The organism is Bacteriovorax sp. Seq25_V (assembly GCF_000447795.1).
Lineage (GTDB): Bacteria > Bdellovibrionota > Bacteriovoracia > Bacteriovoracales > Bacteriovoracaceae > Halobacteriovorax_A.
Genome location: NZ_AUNI01000009.1, coordinates 36,868 through 53,142 on the forward strand (window position 1 = coordinate 36,868; position 16,275 = coordinate 53,142).

Sequence of the window (16,275 nt, forward strand, 5' to 3'; positions counted from 1 at the left end):
TCATTTGGGACTTATCCAACTATAATTTTACCTTGTTTGTACCCTAGGTTTAAAGAAGGAAAATGAAGAAGATATTATTTATACTTGCTTTTTTTATTTTGACTTGTTTACTCGGATTTATTTTCCTAGTGAAAAGAGAGAATTTAGATAAGCAATATGCCCAAATGCTCTTACTTGATAAATATACTCAAGCTCTCGGGCAGTTAAATACTATCTGGGAAAATGGCGAGGTCGAGGCCGATGGGCAATGCAAGCAGCTAGAAGATGTAGATCTACTCTATTATCAATGTAATCCGAGATATATTTCCTGCTTAATTAAGAATAATATTCTTCAAAAAAAAATTGGCCTGAATTTAAATCCTGAATATAAATATATCCAAGATAATATTTCGCGCCGTTATGAGTTTAAAAGTGATGAGTTTAATTTTACATTAATTGATAGTTGCCATGAAGCTTATCTTCCACAGCGCTTTTACCCATTTCTTGTAAATAATAGAGAACATACTTATGAATGGGATAATCATTCAAAAGATCTATTTATTGATAAGTTTCAGGTTCGTGTCGGAGAGTATAAAGATTACTTGGAAACCTCTAACAATAAACTACCAACTCATCTTGAAAATTTAAAAGACCAAGATATTGTTTTTAATCTTTCCAAAGATGAGATGAAAAAATATTGTGCCTTTCAGGGGAAAGAAGTTCTAAGTGCCATGGTTTTTGATGCAGGGGCAATTTATCCTGAAGATATTTCTGATAATCATTCCAGATTGTTTCGTGCCCCATACTATCCTTGGTCAAGAAAAAATTCTTCATCAGAGTTATTTAAAATTCAAAAAAATAAAAATTATGAAATTGATAAAAATCTGAAAGTTAGCTTATGTCCAAAGGTTTATTCAAGAGATTGTAGTGAAGAAAAATATATTCATTATAATCGTGAGAATGTTTCATGGATGGGAATCTATGAGGTGATGGGGGGGTATATGGAATATACTCCAAATATTATTTTTCCAGGTGAGAATATTAAGCTAAGTTCAATTTATTTTCCATGGACAAGCTCTAAGCATCGCACTGGTATGCGAGGTTACTGGGATGGCGAAGGCTTTGGATTTAATAATATAGCATGGAAAGGCGATGAAAATCTTGCGGCTCAAGATGAATTCAAAATTGCCTTTCGTTGCATGAGGAGAAGATAATGAAACTGATCCTTTTAAATTTTTGCTTAACACTAGGAATTTGTACTGGAGATTTTCAAACTAACCTAAAACAGGCTGTTTCTCTTCAGTACGATATTAAATTTAATATGAAGGTCGTTAATAGTGGTGAGGTCAAAAACCCTGCTGGCACTTGGATTGAAGTTCTTCGTACCGCTGAGACATGTCTGTCATATAAAGTTCCATTTAAAGATAGATTAGGACAGCTCTCTCTTCTTAAGATTAATCGTGGAAAGTGTGATCCATTTAGAAGCACAATCTCCGAAATAAAAAATATTTCATCACTTAAATTATCATTAGTTAATGATAATAATACCAAATCTAATAAATTACTCGAAATCATTACGACTTTTTCGGATGACAGAAAGAGTATCAAAATACCTCTTGTAAACTATGGGACACGTAAGAAATTTAAAAAGTATGATAGTCAGATTGATGATTACTATATCTCAAGTATTAATTTCTCAACTGAGGAGAAGAGGGAAACAATTAAGAATGGTAATGCCTGCCATGCTGTTAATAGTAGTTGTGTTTCAGTAATTGAAAATAATTGTGATCGTTGTGAAGGAACATTTTACGAAGTTGTCGATTATAATTGTCCTCAAGGTGGTTCGAAATACTGCGGTACTAATGAATGTGGACAAAAAGGAAAACCGGCTTGTCCTCGTGGTTATAAAGTTTTAGAGACAAAACTTGCTTCCCTTTGCTTTGATGGGAGTCCTGCAGGTTACTGCGGTCCTGGTCTTAAAACATACTGTAACGAAGATAAGATTTTAATTTGCTTATAATTCGAGATCTTTTCCAAGAACTCTGGCCTTAATTAACTTATAATTCGACTCTTTGATTGATTTTATTTTTTCAAGATCGTTGCGATCGATATGACAGTCAGCACTTACATCAAAAAATTGTGAACAAAGTTTAATCGGTGGATAAGACCTCGTTTGTTTGGCAATGAAGTTTTTCTCGTCATCAATATAGATATCAATAAGACCAATATACTTTCCATCGCCTTTATTCGTGACTACGGTTTGACCATTGACAGTTCTTAGCCCAGCTTCACCATCATTTCCTAGGACAAGATCAACCGAGTTTGGAGGAAGTCGCTTAATTGTCTCATTAAACGCTTTCTGATCGCGATGAGCATGGAGAAGTAGGATAATAAGATCAGCACGTTTCCCAATTTCATTTTTTATAGTAATAAATCTTGCTATAGGATCATCAAAGTAGATACCACTGAGACCGTCCTCTCCCTGGCTTTTCTTATTGTAAAGGCTTAATCCAATTAGTGCGATTTTCACACCTTCTATATCCTTAATTGTATAGGCCTTATTATTTAGCCTCGTTGTAATAGAGTCACTTTTAAGGTCGATAATATTTCCAGCAATAAAAGGAATTTGAGTTTCTTGTTCATTTGGAATATTTAGTAATTCACTTTCAGTTAACAGAACAGCATCATAGTTAAGTTCACTGTAGAGCTTTATTGTAGCATTTCTTTTTTCTGTGACACTATTAAATGAGATGAAATTTCCAGTGTCGAGTAAAAGAGTTGGAGCTTCAATCGTCTCCCTAAGAGTTGATATATAGCCCTTGAGTGCATTACTACCACCAATACTTAGTAAGATTTTAGAATCTACAATCTCACTAATGACAGAACTATTCTCATTAAAATTACCAGTATGGATAATTGAGATTTTTTTGTACTCTTCGTTTGTCGTGATTGATTTTTTATTTGGTAATGAATATTGAAAACGCTTGAGATCTCCCTGGCATGAAGCCAGGAAGATTAAAATTATAAATAGATTAATAGCTTTTAATTTTTGCAAGTTTCTCATATGTTTTTGTTAGTGCATCCAGAATTGTATCATACATCGCCGGATCAGAGCAAAGACCTATAGAAATTCTTACCACTCCACGACCAATATCGTCGGTTACATTCATTGATTTTAAAACTTTTGAAGTAACAGGTTCATTGTCTGAACAAGCAGAAGAAGTCGTTACAAAAATATCCTGACTTTCTAACTCAATTTGTACGGCCTGTCCGTGAATCCCTGGATAAGAAACGTATGTCGTCGATGCAAGTCTTGGAGAATCTTCACCAATAATTACAACGTCAGGGAATCTCTTTTTTAATTCTTTTTCAAAAGAGATTCTTTTTGAGTTAATTGCTTCAATATTATCAAGATGTTTTTCGAAATAGTTGAGTGCAACGGCCAGAGTTTCATAACCAAGATAGTTTTGCGTTCCACCACGGTATCCTCTTTCTTGACCACCACCAATAATGATTGGTTTTAGAGTTGTTGGGTCTTTTGCTAGGAGAATTCCTGTTCCTGTCATCGCCCCAATTTTGTGACCTGACATAACGGCATAATCCGCACCAGAAGTTTTGAAATTAAAAAGAGTTTTTCCAATGAACTGAGTAGTGTCACAAATATATGGAACTTGATTGTCATTACAGATACGTGAAACTTCTTGGTAAGGTTGAATAACACCAGTTTCATTATTCGCGGCCATGATGCAAACAACCGCAGTATCATCAGTTAGTTGAGCTTTAAAGTCTTCCAGATCAATAATACCATTAGCTTGAGTCTTGACGATTTTTACAGTACAGCCAAAGTCTTGTTGATAGTACTTCGCACAGTTTACAACTGCCGAGTGTTCAATTCCTGAGATGATAATTTCTTTTTTTGGATTTTTGTGAAGAACAGAGTGGAAAGCTTGAGATAGTCCTTCTGTTGCTCCAGAGTTGAAGATAACTTGCTTGAAGTCAGCTCCTAAAACTTTCGCACATACACTCCTTGCATTTTCCATCGCCATTAAAACTTTACTTCCCATGTAGTGAATGGCGTTTGGGTTTGCAAAAGGTCCTTCTGATAATCTTTTGATAAGATACTCTCTAACGTCTTTGCAAATCGGAGCACTTCCATTGTAGTCCGCATAAATCATAATTTCTTCCCTTGTGTGTCTCTTCCTTAAATTACTTACTAAGTTCTAGCATACGATTTAAAGCTAAAAGAGAATACTCCTTAGTTTTTTCATCGACACTAATCACATTAATAGGTTTATTTTCCTTTATTGCACGGAAACTGGCAAGGAGCCATCTTGGTCTTACGCGATACATCGTTGTGCAAAGGCACTGATATGGCGAAAGTGAGAAGATTTCCTTGTCTGGAAATTCTGCAGCGAGACGATTGACGAGATTAATTTCAGTTCCAACCGCAAATTTTGATCCGGCCGGAGCATCTTTGATCTTGTTGATGATATAAGCTGTTGATCCATTATCATGAGCATTTTTCACAACGTCGTGATTACACTCTGGGTGAACGATTACTGTTACATCTGGACGATTCTTCTTTAGGTCAAGAACTTGTTGAGCACTAAAACCTTGGTGAACCGAACAGTATCCGTACCAAAGAATTACTTTTGCATCTGCAACTTGCTTTGGAGTAAGACCACCATTAAGCATATTTGGGTTGTATACAACCATATCTTCAAGAGCAATTCCCATTTCACTACAAGTATTTCTACCTAAATGTTGATCTGGGAAGAATAATAATTTCTGACCTTGTGTGAAGGCCCATTCAATAATTGTTCTCGCATTTGATGAAGTACAAATTGTACCGCCATTTTCACCTACAAAAGATTTAAGCGTGGCTGCACAGTTGATGTACGTGATCGGTACAATTTTTTCGTCAGTAGATGAAGTTAAAAACTTCCAAGACTTGTCGATCTCTTCTCTATTTGCCATGTCGGCCATCGAGCAACCAGCTCTAAGGTCTGGAAGAATTACTTTTTGTTCTGGCGAAGTTAGCATGTCAGCTGTCTCGGCCATAAAGTGAACTCCGCAGAACATGATATATGGTTTATCGAGTTTTGCAGCGTCCTGAGCAAGTTTGAGTGAGTCACCTTTGTAATCAGCAAACATGATAACATCATCTTGCTGATAGTGGTGACCAAGAACAACAACTTGGTCTTTTAATTCTTCTTTAATTTTCCAAAGCTCTTTGATTACCTCTTCATCACTGAGGTCTGCTTCCGAAATAACTGGTTTATAATCATCTTGTTGATTATCAAATAGATTGAGCATTGTTTTTCCTAATGTATTATTTAATTACTGCGAAACCTTCAGCTTCCCAATCAAGGATTCCACCTTCGAGGTTGTTAAGATTTGAAAAACCTTCAGAAAGTAAAATCTGACATGCACTTAAACTTCTTCTTCCACTACGACACTGAAGAATTAATTCTTTATCCTTGTCTGCGTCTGAAAGATTTGCGCTCCATTTTTCATTGAATTCGCTTAGTGGGATAAAAATCGCACCATCGATATGTCCTTCATCCCATTCGTTTTGCTCACGGCAATCGATAAGGATGTAATCCGCTTTTTTGTCCATTCTTTCTTTTAATTCTGTAACATTCATTGACTTGATCATAATTGCTCCTAAGGGCCTAATAATTAGGTGGAATTTATTAAAGTATACACCTTCTGTCCAGTCTGTTTGTTGATGAGCGTCAAACTTCTGGTCCTATATATTTAAAAAAATGTAAAAAAGTTAAGCATTCTTTTGACGTTGTGTGTGGAATTTTCTAACATTTTAGTTAGATACATACAAAATTGGTCAACGGTAGGACCAAGACAAGGAGCGTAACATGGAAGTGATTACAGTCGCTAATAACAAAGGTGGAGTTGGGAAGACAATGCAGTGCTTTCAACTAGCATGTCACCTTGCGAACAAGGGTAACAAAGTTTTAGTTATCGACCTCGATTCTCAAGCAAACTTAAGTTCAACATTTAATCTTCATATTCAAAGAACTCTGATCCCAGAATGGCTGATCGGTGATGTATCAATTAATGAAGTTATGGTTCCTAGTGAAGGTAAAGGGAAATTCAACCGTAATATTACAGTTATTCCATCAAGTCGTCACATGGCAAATCTTTCTAAACTTTTAATTCTTTCTGAAGGTGAAATTAGAAAAGAAGTTGGAAGAAAAGAAAGACTAATGAGAACAAGACTACAAGAAGCAGAAGGTATGTTTGATTATGTAATCATCGACACACCTCCAATGCTCGGTGATGAGCTTATCATGGCACTTGTAGCTTCAAATAGAATTTTAATTCCTACTCAAGCACAAGATTATTCAATCGATGGTTTAGAAGAGTTAATGGATACATTCGAAATTATCAAAGAAACTGAAAACCCAGTTCTTGAGTTTTCAATTATTCCTTCAATGGTTAATACAAGAAGAAAAATCGAGCAACAAAGACTTGAAGAACTTTCTCAGTCTTTTGATATTACGCCACCGGTTAGAAATCTTGTACAAATGCAAGAGTCTATTTCGATGAAGAGACCTGTTTGTTTAATGGGAAAAAAATCTCGCGGGAGAGTAGACTATGAAAACCTTTGGAACACACTTAATTTAAACTAAAAAATCATGAACAATAGAGCTCACGGATTTTGAGCTCTATTCATTCAAGGAAGATGGAGTCATTTATGGCCAAGGCATTTGCACCGCGTGTAGCGAAGACTAAAAGAACAAAGATTGATTTAGCGGAATCTTTGAGTCCTGATATTTTCAAAATTTCTGACGATAGACTTTTAAAGGGAGCAAGGCTTACTGAAGTTAAGCTTGCTGACATCTACGTTAAGGAACAGGTAAGAACAAAATTCAATGATAGTTCACTTAAAGAACTTTCTGAAAACATTAAAGTAAATGGTCTGATTCAGCCACTGGTTCTTCATCAGAAGCCAGGTGGAAAGCTTACTCTAATTTGTGGTGAAAGAAGATTTAGAGCAATGTCTCTAATCAAAATGGAAAAGTGTCCATGTTTTATCTTAGACGATAAGACTGAAGAAGAGTTAATGGCGATTCAGTTCTCTGAAAACTCTGCAAGGGAAGCACTTCACTATATTGATAAAGCAGACGGAATTTTAAATTATCAAATCGCAACAAAAGCAAGTGAGAGAAAAATTCAGGCAGCTCTTGGTATTTCTAAATCAGAAGTGCACCGTTCACTAATGATTGCAAAAATGGATACAAAATTAAAAGAAGCTGCAAAGACTCATGATATTGAGAAGTATGTTCTGCTTGAGCTTGATGTGCTTGATAAAGGTGCTCTTAAAACAAAACTTACTAAGCTAGTTCTTGGTGGAGAAATTAGAAAGAGAGCAGAGCTTAAAAAAGCAATTAAGGACGGTGGAGTTCTTGCTGCTGGTAAGAAAACAGTAAGAAAGAAGCCTGCACTTCCAAAAGGTCTTTCAGCAAACGCTCTTTTAAAAGCTCTTCAAACACAGGCGAAGAGCCAGGATCTTGATGCTGACACAAAAGCAGCTTTAAAGTCTCTAATCAAAGACGCCAAAAATATGGTTGATATGTAATATGACTGGGGCGGTAAGTAAATTTCTCGTACTTTTACTTACTGCTTTTAGCTCTTTTGCTGTCACTGAAATCAAAGTTATCACTTATTATAATTATTCTCCTTGGATCGAATTAAATTCGTCTTTCGCGCAATTATTAAATGAAAACTTAAAATCAAAGTATAAATTCGTTGCCTCATACGTTCCAAGAAAAAGAGTAGATCAGCTTTTGGGTACTGATGAAAAAATTCTTGTTCCTTTCACGAGTCCAAAATTTTTTGATGATTTTGAAAAAACTAAATATTCTTGGTCTTCAACGATCTTTACTGATCATTCCTATTATATATCAAAAATATCTTCCCCCTTTATTTATAAGGATGAAAGTTCTTATTCAGGTAAGAAGTTCTCTGGAATTCTTGGACATAATTATGCTGATCTCGATGATGCGATAAAGTCGAAGAAACTCGAAATTGAATATGCTCCTTCCACAGTAGCCGCGGTAACAAAAGTATTTACGAACAAGAGAAATCTCGACTTCTCAGTTATCGACACTTCAACACTAAACGGAATGGAGAGACTTGGCTCACTTATAAAAGGTCAGTATATACTTTCAAATCGTCCTGGGTATTCTCGCTTAGAGCGCATGGTTCTCGTCAGTCATGGCACGCGTCTTTATAAGGAAGAGCTTTTGAGGGCCATTGATGTAATAGGCAAATCAAAGAAGTGGCTCAAAATTATCAGTAATTATCAGGAATTATCAGGAATTAGACCCTAAACTTGCCCCCTCTAAATAAATGAAGATCTTTGATACAATTTAAGTAACCCAGCTAAGCTTTTGGCATGGGCATTGCACCTATAATCCTTAAGAGACATCTGTTTATAAGCGATTTAGGGGACTTACAATGACAAACTTCAAACATGAAAAATCTATAGGCCGACTAATTATTTTACAGGCCGTCTGCTTTTTGATCAGCTCCGTTGCTGTTGCAGGTGAGAAGAATCTATTTGAAGCTTTTAATCCAAACTACAAGATTAAATCTCGTATGCCTCAAAGCTTTACGGCTGACGTTGATTTTGTTGCTGCTCCGGAAAAAGAAGACCCATGGTACGCACATATTTTCGTCGAAGATGATTCTGGAGTGCTAAATCAAATGAGAGCAAACTTCGCAAATCTTGAAGCAAATGACGAATATACTCGTAACTGGGATATGGAGTCGACAGGTCTTTACAGTTACAGCACGCAAGAACAACGAGTGACCTACTTTAATAAGTACATTTTAAAATATGTTGATAAGAGAATTTCTGGTGAAGTTAAAAAAGCTGAAGAAGGTTCTACGCTTGCAGCTGTAGGTAATGTGCAAAAAGCACTGAAGCCACAAACAGATGTAAATTTCGCTCAAAATATGAAATTAAAAATTAGAGCAAAAGTTTTACAAGGTGAAGTTTATATGGACTTCATTAATCCATACGTTGATTCGAGAACAACATTATCGTTATCCGGCGATATTAATATGAATGTTAAAAAAGAATTCAAAGAATATAGGGGAGTGGCATCAGTTGATTACAATCCAAAAGATGGAAATTATGTCACTCAATTTGATAAATACATCACAGATGCTCTTGTCGCACGAGTATCATCTTCTCAAGACCAATCACGTTCAGTTTTCTCAGAAGATTCTGATGCGAGATTTCAGTTAATGTACGCAAGACCTTTTAATTACTAGGAGTTGACGCGCTTAGCCTTTCGCTGCGCGTTCACCATACTTTTTGCTTAAGTGAAATTATTGGAGTAAATTACACTTCATATTTTAATCAATTTGTATGGAGTAAGAGATGAGCTTAACAGATAGTCCACTGTATCAAGATTCTATCGCACAATTAGAAGAATCTGCTTCAATTATGGGTCTTGATCCAAATATTATGGAAAGACTTAGATTTCCAAAGAGAGCTTTACAAGTTGCTGTTCCAATTCGTTTAGATGATGGGACTGTTAAAACTTTCCAAGGCTACAGAGTACAGCACAATATGACTTTAGGCCCTGGTAAGGGTGGGATTCGTTTTCACCCAGGTGTAGACTTATCTGAAACTGCTGCACTTGCAATGCTTATGACTTTTAAGTGTGCCCTTGTTGGTCTACCACTAGGTGGAGCAAAAGGTGGTGTTTGTGTTGATCCAAGAACTCTTTCAAGACAAGAGCTTCAAGCATTAACAAGAAGATATACAACAGAAATTAATACTTTCATTGGACCAGCTATCGACGTTCCAGCTCCAGATATCGGAACTGACGGACAAACAATGGCATGGTTACTAGATACTTACTCTCAACTTAAAGGACATACTGTTCCTGGTGTTGTTACTGGTAAGCCAATCACTATCGGTGGTTCTCTAGGTAGAGCTGAAGCTACTGGTAAAGGTGTTGCTTTCTGTATCAACTTTGCTGCACAAAAACTTGGAATGAAAATTGATAACAATACAAGTGTTGCGATCCACGGTTTTGGTAAAGTAGGTATTCCTGCTGCTGAAGATCTAAGAGATCAAGGTGCAAGAATTGTTGCTATCTCTGACGTTTCTGGTGCTATCTACAACAAAGATGGGATCGATGTTGCTAAAGCAATCAAGTGGACAAGAGCTGGTAGATACCTAAATGAAATGGAAGGCGTTGAGCATATTTCGAACGAAGACTTATTTGCTCTTGATGTTGACATCCTAATCCCTGCAGCAATCGACGGTGTTATCACAAAAGATAATGCACACGTTGTAAAAGCTAAGCTAATTGCTGAAGGTGCAAACGGACCATTAACAAAAGAAGCGATTGATATCGTATCTAAGAATGGTGCATTCCTTATCCCAGATATTCTTTGTAATGCTGGTGGGGTTATTGTTTCTTACTTTGAGTGGGTACAAGGACTTCAAAACTTCTTCTGGAACTTAGATGAAATTAACTCTAAGCTACACGGAATTCTAAAAGATGCATTCGACAATGTTTACAACACTTCAGTTGAATTCAAAGTTGATATGAAGAAAGCTGCTTTCATCGCTGCGTTTAGAAGACTTGAAAGAGCAATGAGATACCGTGGTCTATTCCCAGGTTAGAATTTATTTTTTTCTTATTATACTGATGCCTCTCCTTGTGCACGCGAAAATAAATCGCGTGCAGGAAGAGGGGCTTCGTTTCGAACGATTCCCCCTAAAAAAAGTTTGTGAGTATTTCGGAGTTAAAGACGCTTTAATTCCTTCAAAGTCATCTGAGAAAACTATCGATTGCATGGGCAAAGAATTCGAAATCGAAAAGCTCTGCCTCGATAAATATAAGCTCGTAAAAAACTACACTCGCGCTCGTTTTGACGTCACTGGTGAACTTGTTGACTGCCACTTCGCATCTGTAGTGATCATTGATATCACTTGTACGGAAGATCATCTTGCACTTTGCAAGGACCCTGATCTGAGTTGTAAAACAATCCAAAAGAACTTTGCTTATAACCATCAATTCGTACGTTCCGCTCTCCTTGAGAAAAAACCTGAAGGGTTGAAGTGCTATTTTGAATCAAGCGATAAAATTCAACTTTAAATTTTAATTACTTAGTAAACACTCAACTTGCTACCTTCTTGCACTACTCTTTGTGGAGGTTCTATGCATAAGCAAATGATGGTCGTCATTCCAGGTAACCAAAAAAATCACGTATGTGAAATTTTCGGTTATTCAACAAGAGGGATTCCTGGTCTCGAGGTTGTGGGACTTGGAGGGAAGGGGAAGTCAATCAAGGAGAAGTTTATCTATTTTAATAAGAGGTATAAAATCCCAATACCTCCTCGTCGCTTTGTTTTGTGTGTTGATGATCAACTCTTACTGACATCTAAGGAGGGTCTTTATCGCTGGCTAGAACTTCCATTTTTAATCATGTACTGGTCAATGGCCGGAGTTGTACCAATAGAAAACCTAAGCAACTGCTTATGTTCTGGAACACTGTCGGCAACAGGTCATGTTGAAACTCTTGAAACAGAAACTTTTATGACTGGGGAGGTAAGAGAACTTGTAGAAAATGGCTATAACGTTATTGCAAAATCTGGTGAGTCGAAATTATTCGAAAATATCATTCCCCTGGAGGAAATTATCCGTGCTCCTCTCTTGATTTAGTAAATTCAGTAGGATAGGTAATAAAATTCCATCTTGTGCGTAAGTTGTGCGTAAGTTATAATGACAAAATGGAATGCATAAAAAAACCTGTGATATTTGCAAATTGTGGCCTCTTTGGGATCTCAGATGATTATATTGAAAAGTATCAATCTCTTGATCAAAGATTTATTAGAAATAAGTCGTCGACTTTCTTCTTTGAAGCAACAGGGGATTCAATGGAACCGATCATTCACTCTGGGGATGTTCTTATTGTTGATCGCTCGCTCTCTTGGACACACGGGAATATTATCGTAGGCCATCTCGATGGACAGTTTATTTGTAAAAGACTTTTAAAGTCTCCTGATGGACTAATCCTCAGATCTGAAAACAAACTTCATAGAGACATCCTTATCACTGAAGAAATTGATTTTTTGATCTGGGGAGTAGTCTCTGGTTTAGGCAGAGATCTTCGAAATTTTTAAAATGAGAAGAGGTGATGATAATGACTGCTGAAAAGATTTATGCACTTGTTGATTGCAATTCTTTCTTTTGTAGTTGTGAGAGACTATTTCGTCCCGAGCTTGCCAATCGTCCTGTTGGAGTTCTTTCAAATAATGATGGTTGTTTTGTTTCAAGAACTCCCGAACTAAAAGAGCTTGGAGTGAAAATGGGGGAGCCTTACTTTAAAGTAAAGGCACTTTGTGAAAAGCATGGTGTTGCAGTCTTTTCTTCAAACTTCTCTCTTTATACAAATATCTCTGATCGCGTGATGACAGTTCTTTCAGAGTTTGCACCAGAGCTTGAAGTGTATTCTGTCGATGAGGCCTTCTTAAATTTAACAGGAATAAAAAAAGATCTCGTTGAGTATGCACATGAAATAAAAGAGAGGGTTTTAAAATATACTGGAATACCTGTGAGTATCGGTATTGGACCAACCAAGACACTTGCTAAGATAGCTAATAATATTGGAAAAAAATCGAAGAAGGCTAACGGTGTTGTTGTTTTGATGGATAGAAAGCTCCAAGAAGTTGCCTTGGAGAGAACTGAAATTGAGGACGTCTGGGGTATTGGAAGAAAGAACTCTGTGAAACTCAGATCACTTGGAATAAAGAATGCCTTAGAATTTAAAAATTATCGAAATGATTTTCAAATTCAAAAAATCTTTACAAAAATTGGAAGAATGACTCAGGAGGAGCTTAGGGGAATACCTTGCTTTGAGCTTAATACAGTTGTTGAAAAGAAAAAAGAAATTATGTGTTCTCGAAGTTTTGGAACTGTCGTCACTGACCTCAAGAACCTTCGAGAATCAATTGCTAATTATGCAACCAGTGCCTGCGAAAAAATGAGAAAACAGGGAAGTGCCTGTGCTGTTGTTGAAATTTTTTGTCACAGTGATCCCTTTCGGTATAGCGAGGAACAATACTACGCCAGAGATCATGTTAAGTTTCTAACACCAACAACAGATACGAGAAAAATTATTAAGTACGCATGGCAGGTTTTGGAAAATCTTTATCGACTTGATATTAATTATAAAAAGGCCGGGGTTCGGCTTACTTCACTAACTGATGATACAAATGTGCAGTATGCTCTCTTTGAAGAACGTGATGATGTGAAGAGTATCAATCTTATGAGAGTCATTGATCAAATCAATGCAAGAGAGGGAAGTGGAACGATTCGCTCGATGAGTTGCGGGGTTGATAGTAAATCTTGGAAGATGAGGCAAGATTTGATCTCTCCAAGATATGTAAGTGGTTGGAATTCCTTACCAAAAACAAAATAGTCTCTTTTGTGAAATATTTGTTTGACAGCTCAAACTAATTCTAATAAATTATATTCAAGACGGAAGAAAGACTAGTTAGTGAAGCTCTTGGGGTACTCAACATTAATCCCTTGTGACGAACATACTCAAGAGTTTCGAGCAGCCAACTACAGCTTATCTCTCGTCTCCATTCTAGTATGCCCAAACAAGAAAACTAAAGAGGAAGCGAAAGCTTCCTCTTTTTTTATTTTAGATTGAAAGTGTTTTAACTATTTCCATCATCTCTGGATCAACATCAAACTTCTTACCAAGACACTCTTTAAGATCTGTTGCAAAAATTTGACCTTTTCTTTGAACTGTTGCACTTGCCGGCTGGCCTGCAATGATAGCTTTAACAGCGTGGTAACCCATCTGACTAGCAATGAATCTATCATTAGCCGTTGGATTTCCTCCACGTTGAATATGACCAAGAATACAAACTTTAGAATCAATTCCGTGTTTAGTATTCAACTCTTCTTTAACTCTGTGGCTCATCCCTTCTACTTCACCTTCTGCTGCAATGATAATTGAAGAGTGCTTCCCTCTTTTGATCCCGCGTTTAATATCATCGGCGATAGCATCAACATTCACAGTCTCATCTTTAGTTGGGAAGATAATATTTTCAGCTCCCGAACAAAGACCAACGTAGAGTGCGATATCTGGTGATTTTCTCCCCATTACTTCAACGATGAAAGTTCTCTCATGAGAGTGAGCTGTGTCACGAATTTTATCCACGGCTTCAATCGCTGTTTGAACAGCTGTATCAAAACCGATCGTATAGTCAGTTCCCTCGATATCGTTATCAATTGTTCCAGGAATACCAACAACAGGAATTCCGTGTTCTTTGTGAAGTTCATAGGCTCCATTAAATGAACCATTCCCACCGATAACAACAAGAGCGTCTATCCCTTTCCTTTTCAAAATATGAGCGGCCTCTTTTCTAATATCTGCGTTCAAAAACTCTGGACAACGAGATGTCTGAAGGATTGTCCCTCCATGCTGAAGAATGTTACCAACACTTGATACATCCATCTTCTTAACATTTCCCTCAAGAAGACCTGCATAGCCACGTTGAATTCCGTAGGCATCCAGTCCTTCTGCGATAGCGGTTCTGACAACAGAACGAATCGCACAGTTCATCCCTGGGCTATCTCCACCACTACACAAAACAGCAATTGATTTAATTTTCTTCTCAGTCATAACGGTTCCTATTCAAAAATATTAACGCCAACAAAAGTTTCTGGTTGATCAATGCCCATAATATAAAGCATTGTTGGAGACACGTCCTTAAGGGCATGCTCACCTGGAGTGACAGTAAAAGTCGCTCCTTTTAATTTCTCATTTATCACACAAAATGGAACAGGCGCTCCCGTGTGAGATGTATGAGGACTTCCATCCGGATATACCATTTCATCACTATTACCATGATCTGCAGTGATTGCGACAGTTATTCCAAGCTTTGTACACTTATCGACAAGTTTTTTCACACATTGATCAAGTGCTTCAACTGCCTTAACTGCTGCTTCATATTTTCCTGTATGTCCAACCATATCGGAGTTCGCAAAATTAACGAGAGTAAAATCAACTCCACTGTCGAGTTCAGAAAGTAGTCTTTCTGTTACAAGAGGGGCGCTCATCTCTGGTTTTTGGTCATATGTACTTACTTCCTTAGGAGAGGGAATTAAAATGTGCTCTTCATTACTAAACGGTTTTTTCTCGCCACCATTAAAGAAGAAAGTTACGTGTGCGTATTTTTCTGTCTCTGCAATTTTAATTTGTTTCTTTCCAAGACTTGAAAGATACTCACTCATTCCACCTGGAACTTTTTCCTTATCAAATAGGATTGGTAAAGTTACTTCGTCTGGGACATAGGGAGTCATACAGAGGTAGTAGGGAGGAATAAATGGTCTTTCAAATTCTTTAAAGCCTGGCTCATTGAAAGCTAGCGCTAATTGAATCGCACGGTCGGGTCTAAAATTGATAAAGAAGATACAGTCACCTTCTTGTATTGCTGCATTCTTATAGAAAAGGTTTGGTTCAATGAACTCATCAAATCTTCCTGCTTCATATTCAGACTTGAGATAAGATAAGGGACTAACTTCTTTGATTTGTCCATGGCCTAGCATCATATCATAAGCGTGCTTAATTTTTTCCCAACGACGGTCACGATCCATTCCAATTGAACGACCTTGCATGGAGGCAAACGTGAAACCATGAACATCTCGCTCAAGCTCCTCAATATATTTTGCTCCAACATCTTGAGCTGTATCACGTCCATCCATCATGGCGTGGAAGAAAATTTCAAGATCTTGATGGGAGCTTAGCGAATTTAAAAGAATTTTAAGGTGATTAATATGTGAGTGAACCCCACCATCAGAAAGAAGACCCATAAGGTGAATTCTCTTCGTATTCTTTTTTGCCGCTTCGATTAGTTCAAGCAGCTTCGGCATTGTTGTAAGAGTATCATTTTCAATAGCCTCGTTAATGCGAACAAGATCTTGTCTTACTGGACGTCCAGCCCCAAGGTTCATATGCCCAACTTCAGAGTTACCTGCAACACCTTTTGGAAGCCCAACAGGTTCACCACCAGCTGTAATCGTCGTGAACGGGTAGTTAGCGAAGTAGTAGTCGAGATTTGGAGTGTTGGCATCGCGAACAGCATTTTTCTGTTCATTCTTACTAACACCATAGCCATCAAGAATGATGAGAAGTGATTTATCGCTGATATTTTTAATTGAACTCATTTCGATATTCCTTTCCTACTAGATAAGCGTGATTTGTGTATATTTTATGGGACTGTCA

At 37.1% G+C, this 16,275-nt stretch carries 17 protein-coding genes; 11 read left to right on the forward strand and 6 right to left on the reverse strand.

Annotation, left to right across the window (positions count from 1 at the left end; translation table 11 throughout):
• Nucleotides 1-62 precede the first annotated feature (62 nt).
• Nucleotides 63-1,193 (forward strand): hypothetical protein, encoded by a 1,131-nt coding sequence (locus M900_RS01485; RefSeq protein WP_034730781.1) that lies wholly within the window; start codon nt 63-65, stop codon nt 1,191-1,193.
• Nucleotides 1,193-1,999 (forward strand): hypothetical protein, encoded by an 807-nt coding sequence (locus tag M900_RS01490; protein WP_021273213.1) that lies wholly within the window; start codon nt 1,193-1,195, stop codon nt 1,997-1,999. Before M900_RS01485 ends, M900_RS01490 begins: the two co-directional genes overlap by 1 nt.
• On the opposite strand, the gene M900_RS01495 is transcribed toward M900_RS01490, so the two are convergent.
• The 4 genes from M900_RS01495 to M900_RS01510 are packed head-to-tail and all read right to left on the reverse strand — an operon-like array spanning nt 1,994 to nt 5,638.
• A complete protein-coding gene (locus tag M900_RS01495; RefSeq protein ID WP_198295929.1) occupies nt 1,994-3,043 on the reverse strand; it encodes a hypothetical protein in 1,050 nt (349 codons plus the stop codon). The genes M900_RS01490 and M900_RS01495 overlap by 6 nt on opposite strands.
• Nucleotides 3,012-4,154, reverse strand: a complete 1,143-nt coding sequence (locus M900_RS01500) for a cysteine desulfurase family protein (protein WP_021273292.1) — start codon at nt 4,152-4,154, stop codon at nt 3,012-3,014. Before M900_RS01500 ends, M900_RS01495 begins: the two co-directional genes overlap by 32 nt.
• Nucleotides 4,155-4,185: 31 nt before the next feature.
• Nucleotides 4,186-5,295: a quinolinate synthase NadA gene (gene nadA, locus M900_RS01505; protein WP_021273339.1), complete on the reverse strand. Its 1,110-nt coding sequence runs from the start codon at nt 5,293-5,295 to the stop codon at nt 4,186-4,188.
• A gap of 16 nt (nt 5,296-5,311) precedes the next feature.
• A complete protein-coding gene (locus M900_RS01510; RefSeq protein WP_021273318.1) occupies nt 5,312-5,638 on the reverse strand; it encodes a rhodanese-like domain-containing protein in 327 nt (108 codons plus the stop codon).
• 217 nt (nt 5,639-5,855) lie between these two features.
• Between M900_RS01510 and M900_RS01515 the strand changes: the two genes are divergently transcribed.
• The 9 genes from M900_RS01515 (at nt 5,856) to M900_RS01555 (ending at nt 13,455) form a co-directional block, all read left to right on the forward strand.
• Complete coding sequence (locus tag M900_RS01515; RefSeq protein WP_021273435.1) at nt 5,856-6,632, forward strand: ParA family protein; 777 nt, start codon at nt 5,856-5,858, stop codon at nt 6,630-6,632.
• 65 nt (nt 6,633-6,697) lie between these two features.
• Nucleotides 6,698-7,582: a ParB/RepB/Spo0J family partition protein gene (locus tag M900_RS01520; protein WP_021273504.1), complete on the forward strand. Its 885-nt coding sequence runs from the start codon at nt 6,698-6,700 to the stop codon at nt 7,580-7,582.
• Between the two features lies 1 nt (nt 7,583).
• Nucleotides 7,584-8,336 carry a hypothetical protein gene (locus M900_RS01525; RefSeq protein ID WP_021273553.1) on the forward strand — a complete coding sequence of 251 codons (753 nt, stop codon included), beginning with the start codon at nt 7,584-7,586 and terminating at the stop codon, nt 8,334-8,336.
• A 127-nt stretch (nt 8,337-8,463) separates the two neighbouring features.
• Entirely contained in the window at nt 8,464-9,285 is an 822-nt protein-coding gene (locus M900_RS01530; protein ID WP_021273040.1) for a hypothetical protein, read from the forward strand.
• A gap of 109 nt (nt 9,286-9,394) precedes the next feature.
• A complete protein-coding gene (locus M900_RS01535) occupies nt 9,395-10,654 on the forward strand; it encodes a Glu/Leu/Phe/Val dehydrogenase (protein WP_021273572.1) in 1,260 nt (419 codons plus the stop codon).
• A 37-nt stretch (nt 10,655-10,691) separates the two neighbouring features.
• Nucleotides 10,692-11,129 (forward strand): hypothetical protein, encoded by a 438-nt coding sequence (locus M900_RS01540; protein ID WP_157680510.1) that lies wholly within the window; start codon nt 10,692-10,694, stop codon nt 11,127-11,129.
• 63 nt (nt 11,130-11,192) lie between these two features.
• On the forward strand, nt 11,193-11,696 hold the full coding sequence (locus tag M900_RS01545; RefSeq protein WP_021273119.1) for a hypothetical protein: 504 nt from the start codon (nt 11,193-11,195) through the stop codon (nt 11,694-11,696).
• 68 nt (nt 11,697-11,764) lie between these two features.
• Nucleotides 11,765-12,157 (forward strand): LexA family transcriptional regulator, encoded by a 393-nt coding sequence (locus M900_RS01550; protein ID WP_021273275.1) that lies wholly within the window; start codon nt 11,765-11,767, stop codon nt 12,155-12,157.
• 20 nt (nt 12,158-12,177) lie between these two features.
• Nucleotides 12,178-13,455, forward strand: coding sequence for a Y-family DNA polymerase (locus M900_RS01555; protein ID WP_021273178.1), 1,278 nt, complete (start codon nt 12,178-12,180; stop codon nt 13,453-13,455).
• A 228-nt stretch (nt 13,456-13,683) separates the two neighbouring features.
• Here the strand turns inward: M900_RS01555 and pfkA are convergent, their stop codons facing one another.
• Both pfkA and gpmI read right to left on the reverse strand, forming a co-directional pair.
• A complete protein-coding gene (pfkA, locus tag M900_RS01560) occupies nt 13,684-14,658 on the reverse strand; it encodes a 6-phosphofructokinase (RefSeq protein WP_034730986.1) in 975 nt (324 codons plus the stop codon).
• Nucleotides 14,659-14,681: 23 nt separating this feature from the next.
• Nucleotides 14,682-16,217 carry a 2,3-bisphosphoglycerate-independent phosphoglycerate mutase gene (gene gpmI, locus M900_RS01565; RefSeq protein ID WP_021273374.1) on the reverse strand — a complete coding sequence of 512 codons (1,536 nt, stop codon included), beginning with the start codon at nt 16,215-16,217 and terminating at the stop codon, nt 14,682-14,684.
• Between the last annotated feature and the right edge of the window lie 58 nt (nt 16,218-16,275).

Bases quoted from the DNA above. Each gene is read 5' to 3' on its own strand.
- M900_RS01485 (WP_034730781.1), top strand. From the start codon at position 63: ATGAAGAAGATATTATTTATACTTGCTTTTTTTATTTTGACTTGTTTA.
- M900_RS01490 (WP_021273213.1), top strand. From the start codon at position 1,193: ATGAAACTGATCCTTTTAAATTTTTGCTTAACACTAGGAATTTGTACT.
- M900_RS01495 (WP_198295929.1), bottom strand. From the start codon at position 3,043: ATGAGAAACTTGCAAAAATTAAAAGCTATTAATCTATTTATAATTTTA.
- M900_RS01500 (WP_021273292.1), bottom strand. From the start codon at position 4,154: ATGATTTATGCGGACTACAATGGAAGTGCTCCGATTTGCAAAGACGTT.
- nadA (WP_021273339.1), bottom strand. From the start codon at position 5,295: ATGCTCAATCTATTTGATAATCAACAAGATGATTATAAACCAGTTATT.
- M900_RS01510 (WP_021273318.1), bottom strand. From the start codon at position 5,638: ATGATCAAGTCAATGAATGTTACAGAATTAAAAGAAAGAATGGACAAA.
- M900_RS01515 (WP_021273435.1), top strand. From the start codon at position 5,856: ATGGAAGTGATTACAGTCGCTAATAACAAAGGTGGAGTTGGGAAGACA.
- M900_RS01520 (WP_021273504.1), top strand. From the start codon at position 6,698: ATGGCCAAGGCATTTGCACCGCGTGTAGCGAAGACTAAAAGAACAAAG.
- M900_RS01525 (WP_021273553.1), top strand. From the start codon at position 7,584: ATGACTGGGGCGGTAAGTAAATTTCTCGTACTTTTACTTACTGCTTTT.
- M900_RS01530 (WP_021273040.1), top strand. From the start codon at position 8,464: ATGACAAACTTCAAACATGAAAAATCTATAGGCCGACTAATTATTTTA.
- M900_RS01535 (WP_021273572.1), top strand. From the start codon at position 9,395: ATGAGCTTAACAGATAGTCCACTGTATCAAGATTCTATCGCACAATTA.
- M900_RS01545 (WP_021273119.1), top strand. From the start codon at position 11,193: ATGCATAAGCAAATGATGGTCGTCATTCCAGGTAACCAAAAAAATCAC.
- M900_RS01550 (WP_021273275.1), top strand. From the start codon at position 11,765: ATGGAATGCATAAAAAAACCTGTGATATTTGCAAATTGTGGCCTCTTT.
- M900_RS01555 (WP_021273178.1), top strand. From the start codon at position 12,178: ATGACTGCTGAAAAGATTTATGCACTTGTTGATTGCAATTCTTTCTTT.
- gpmI (WP_021273374.1), bottom strand. From the start codon at position 16,217: ATGAGTTCAATTAAAAATATCAGCGATAAATCACTTCTCATCATTCTT.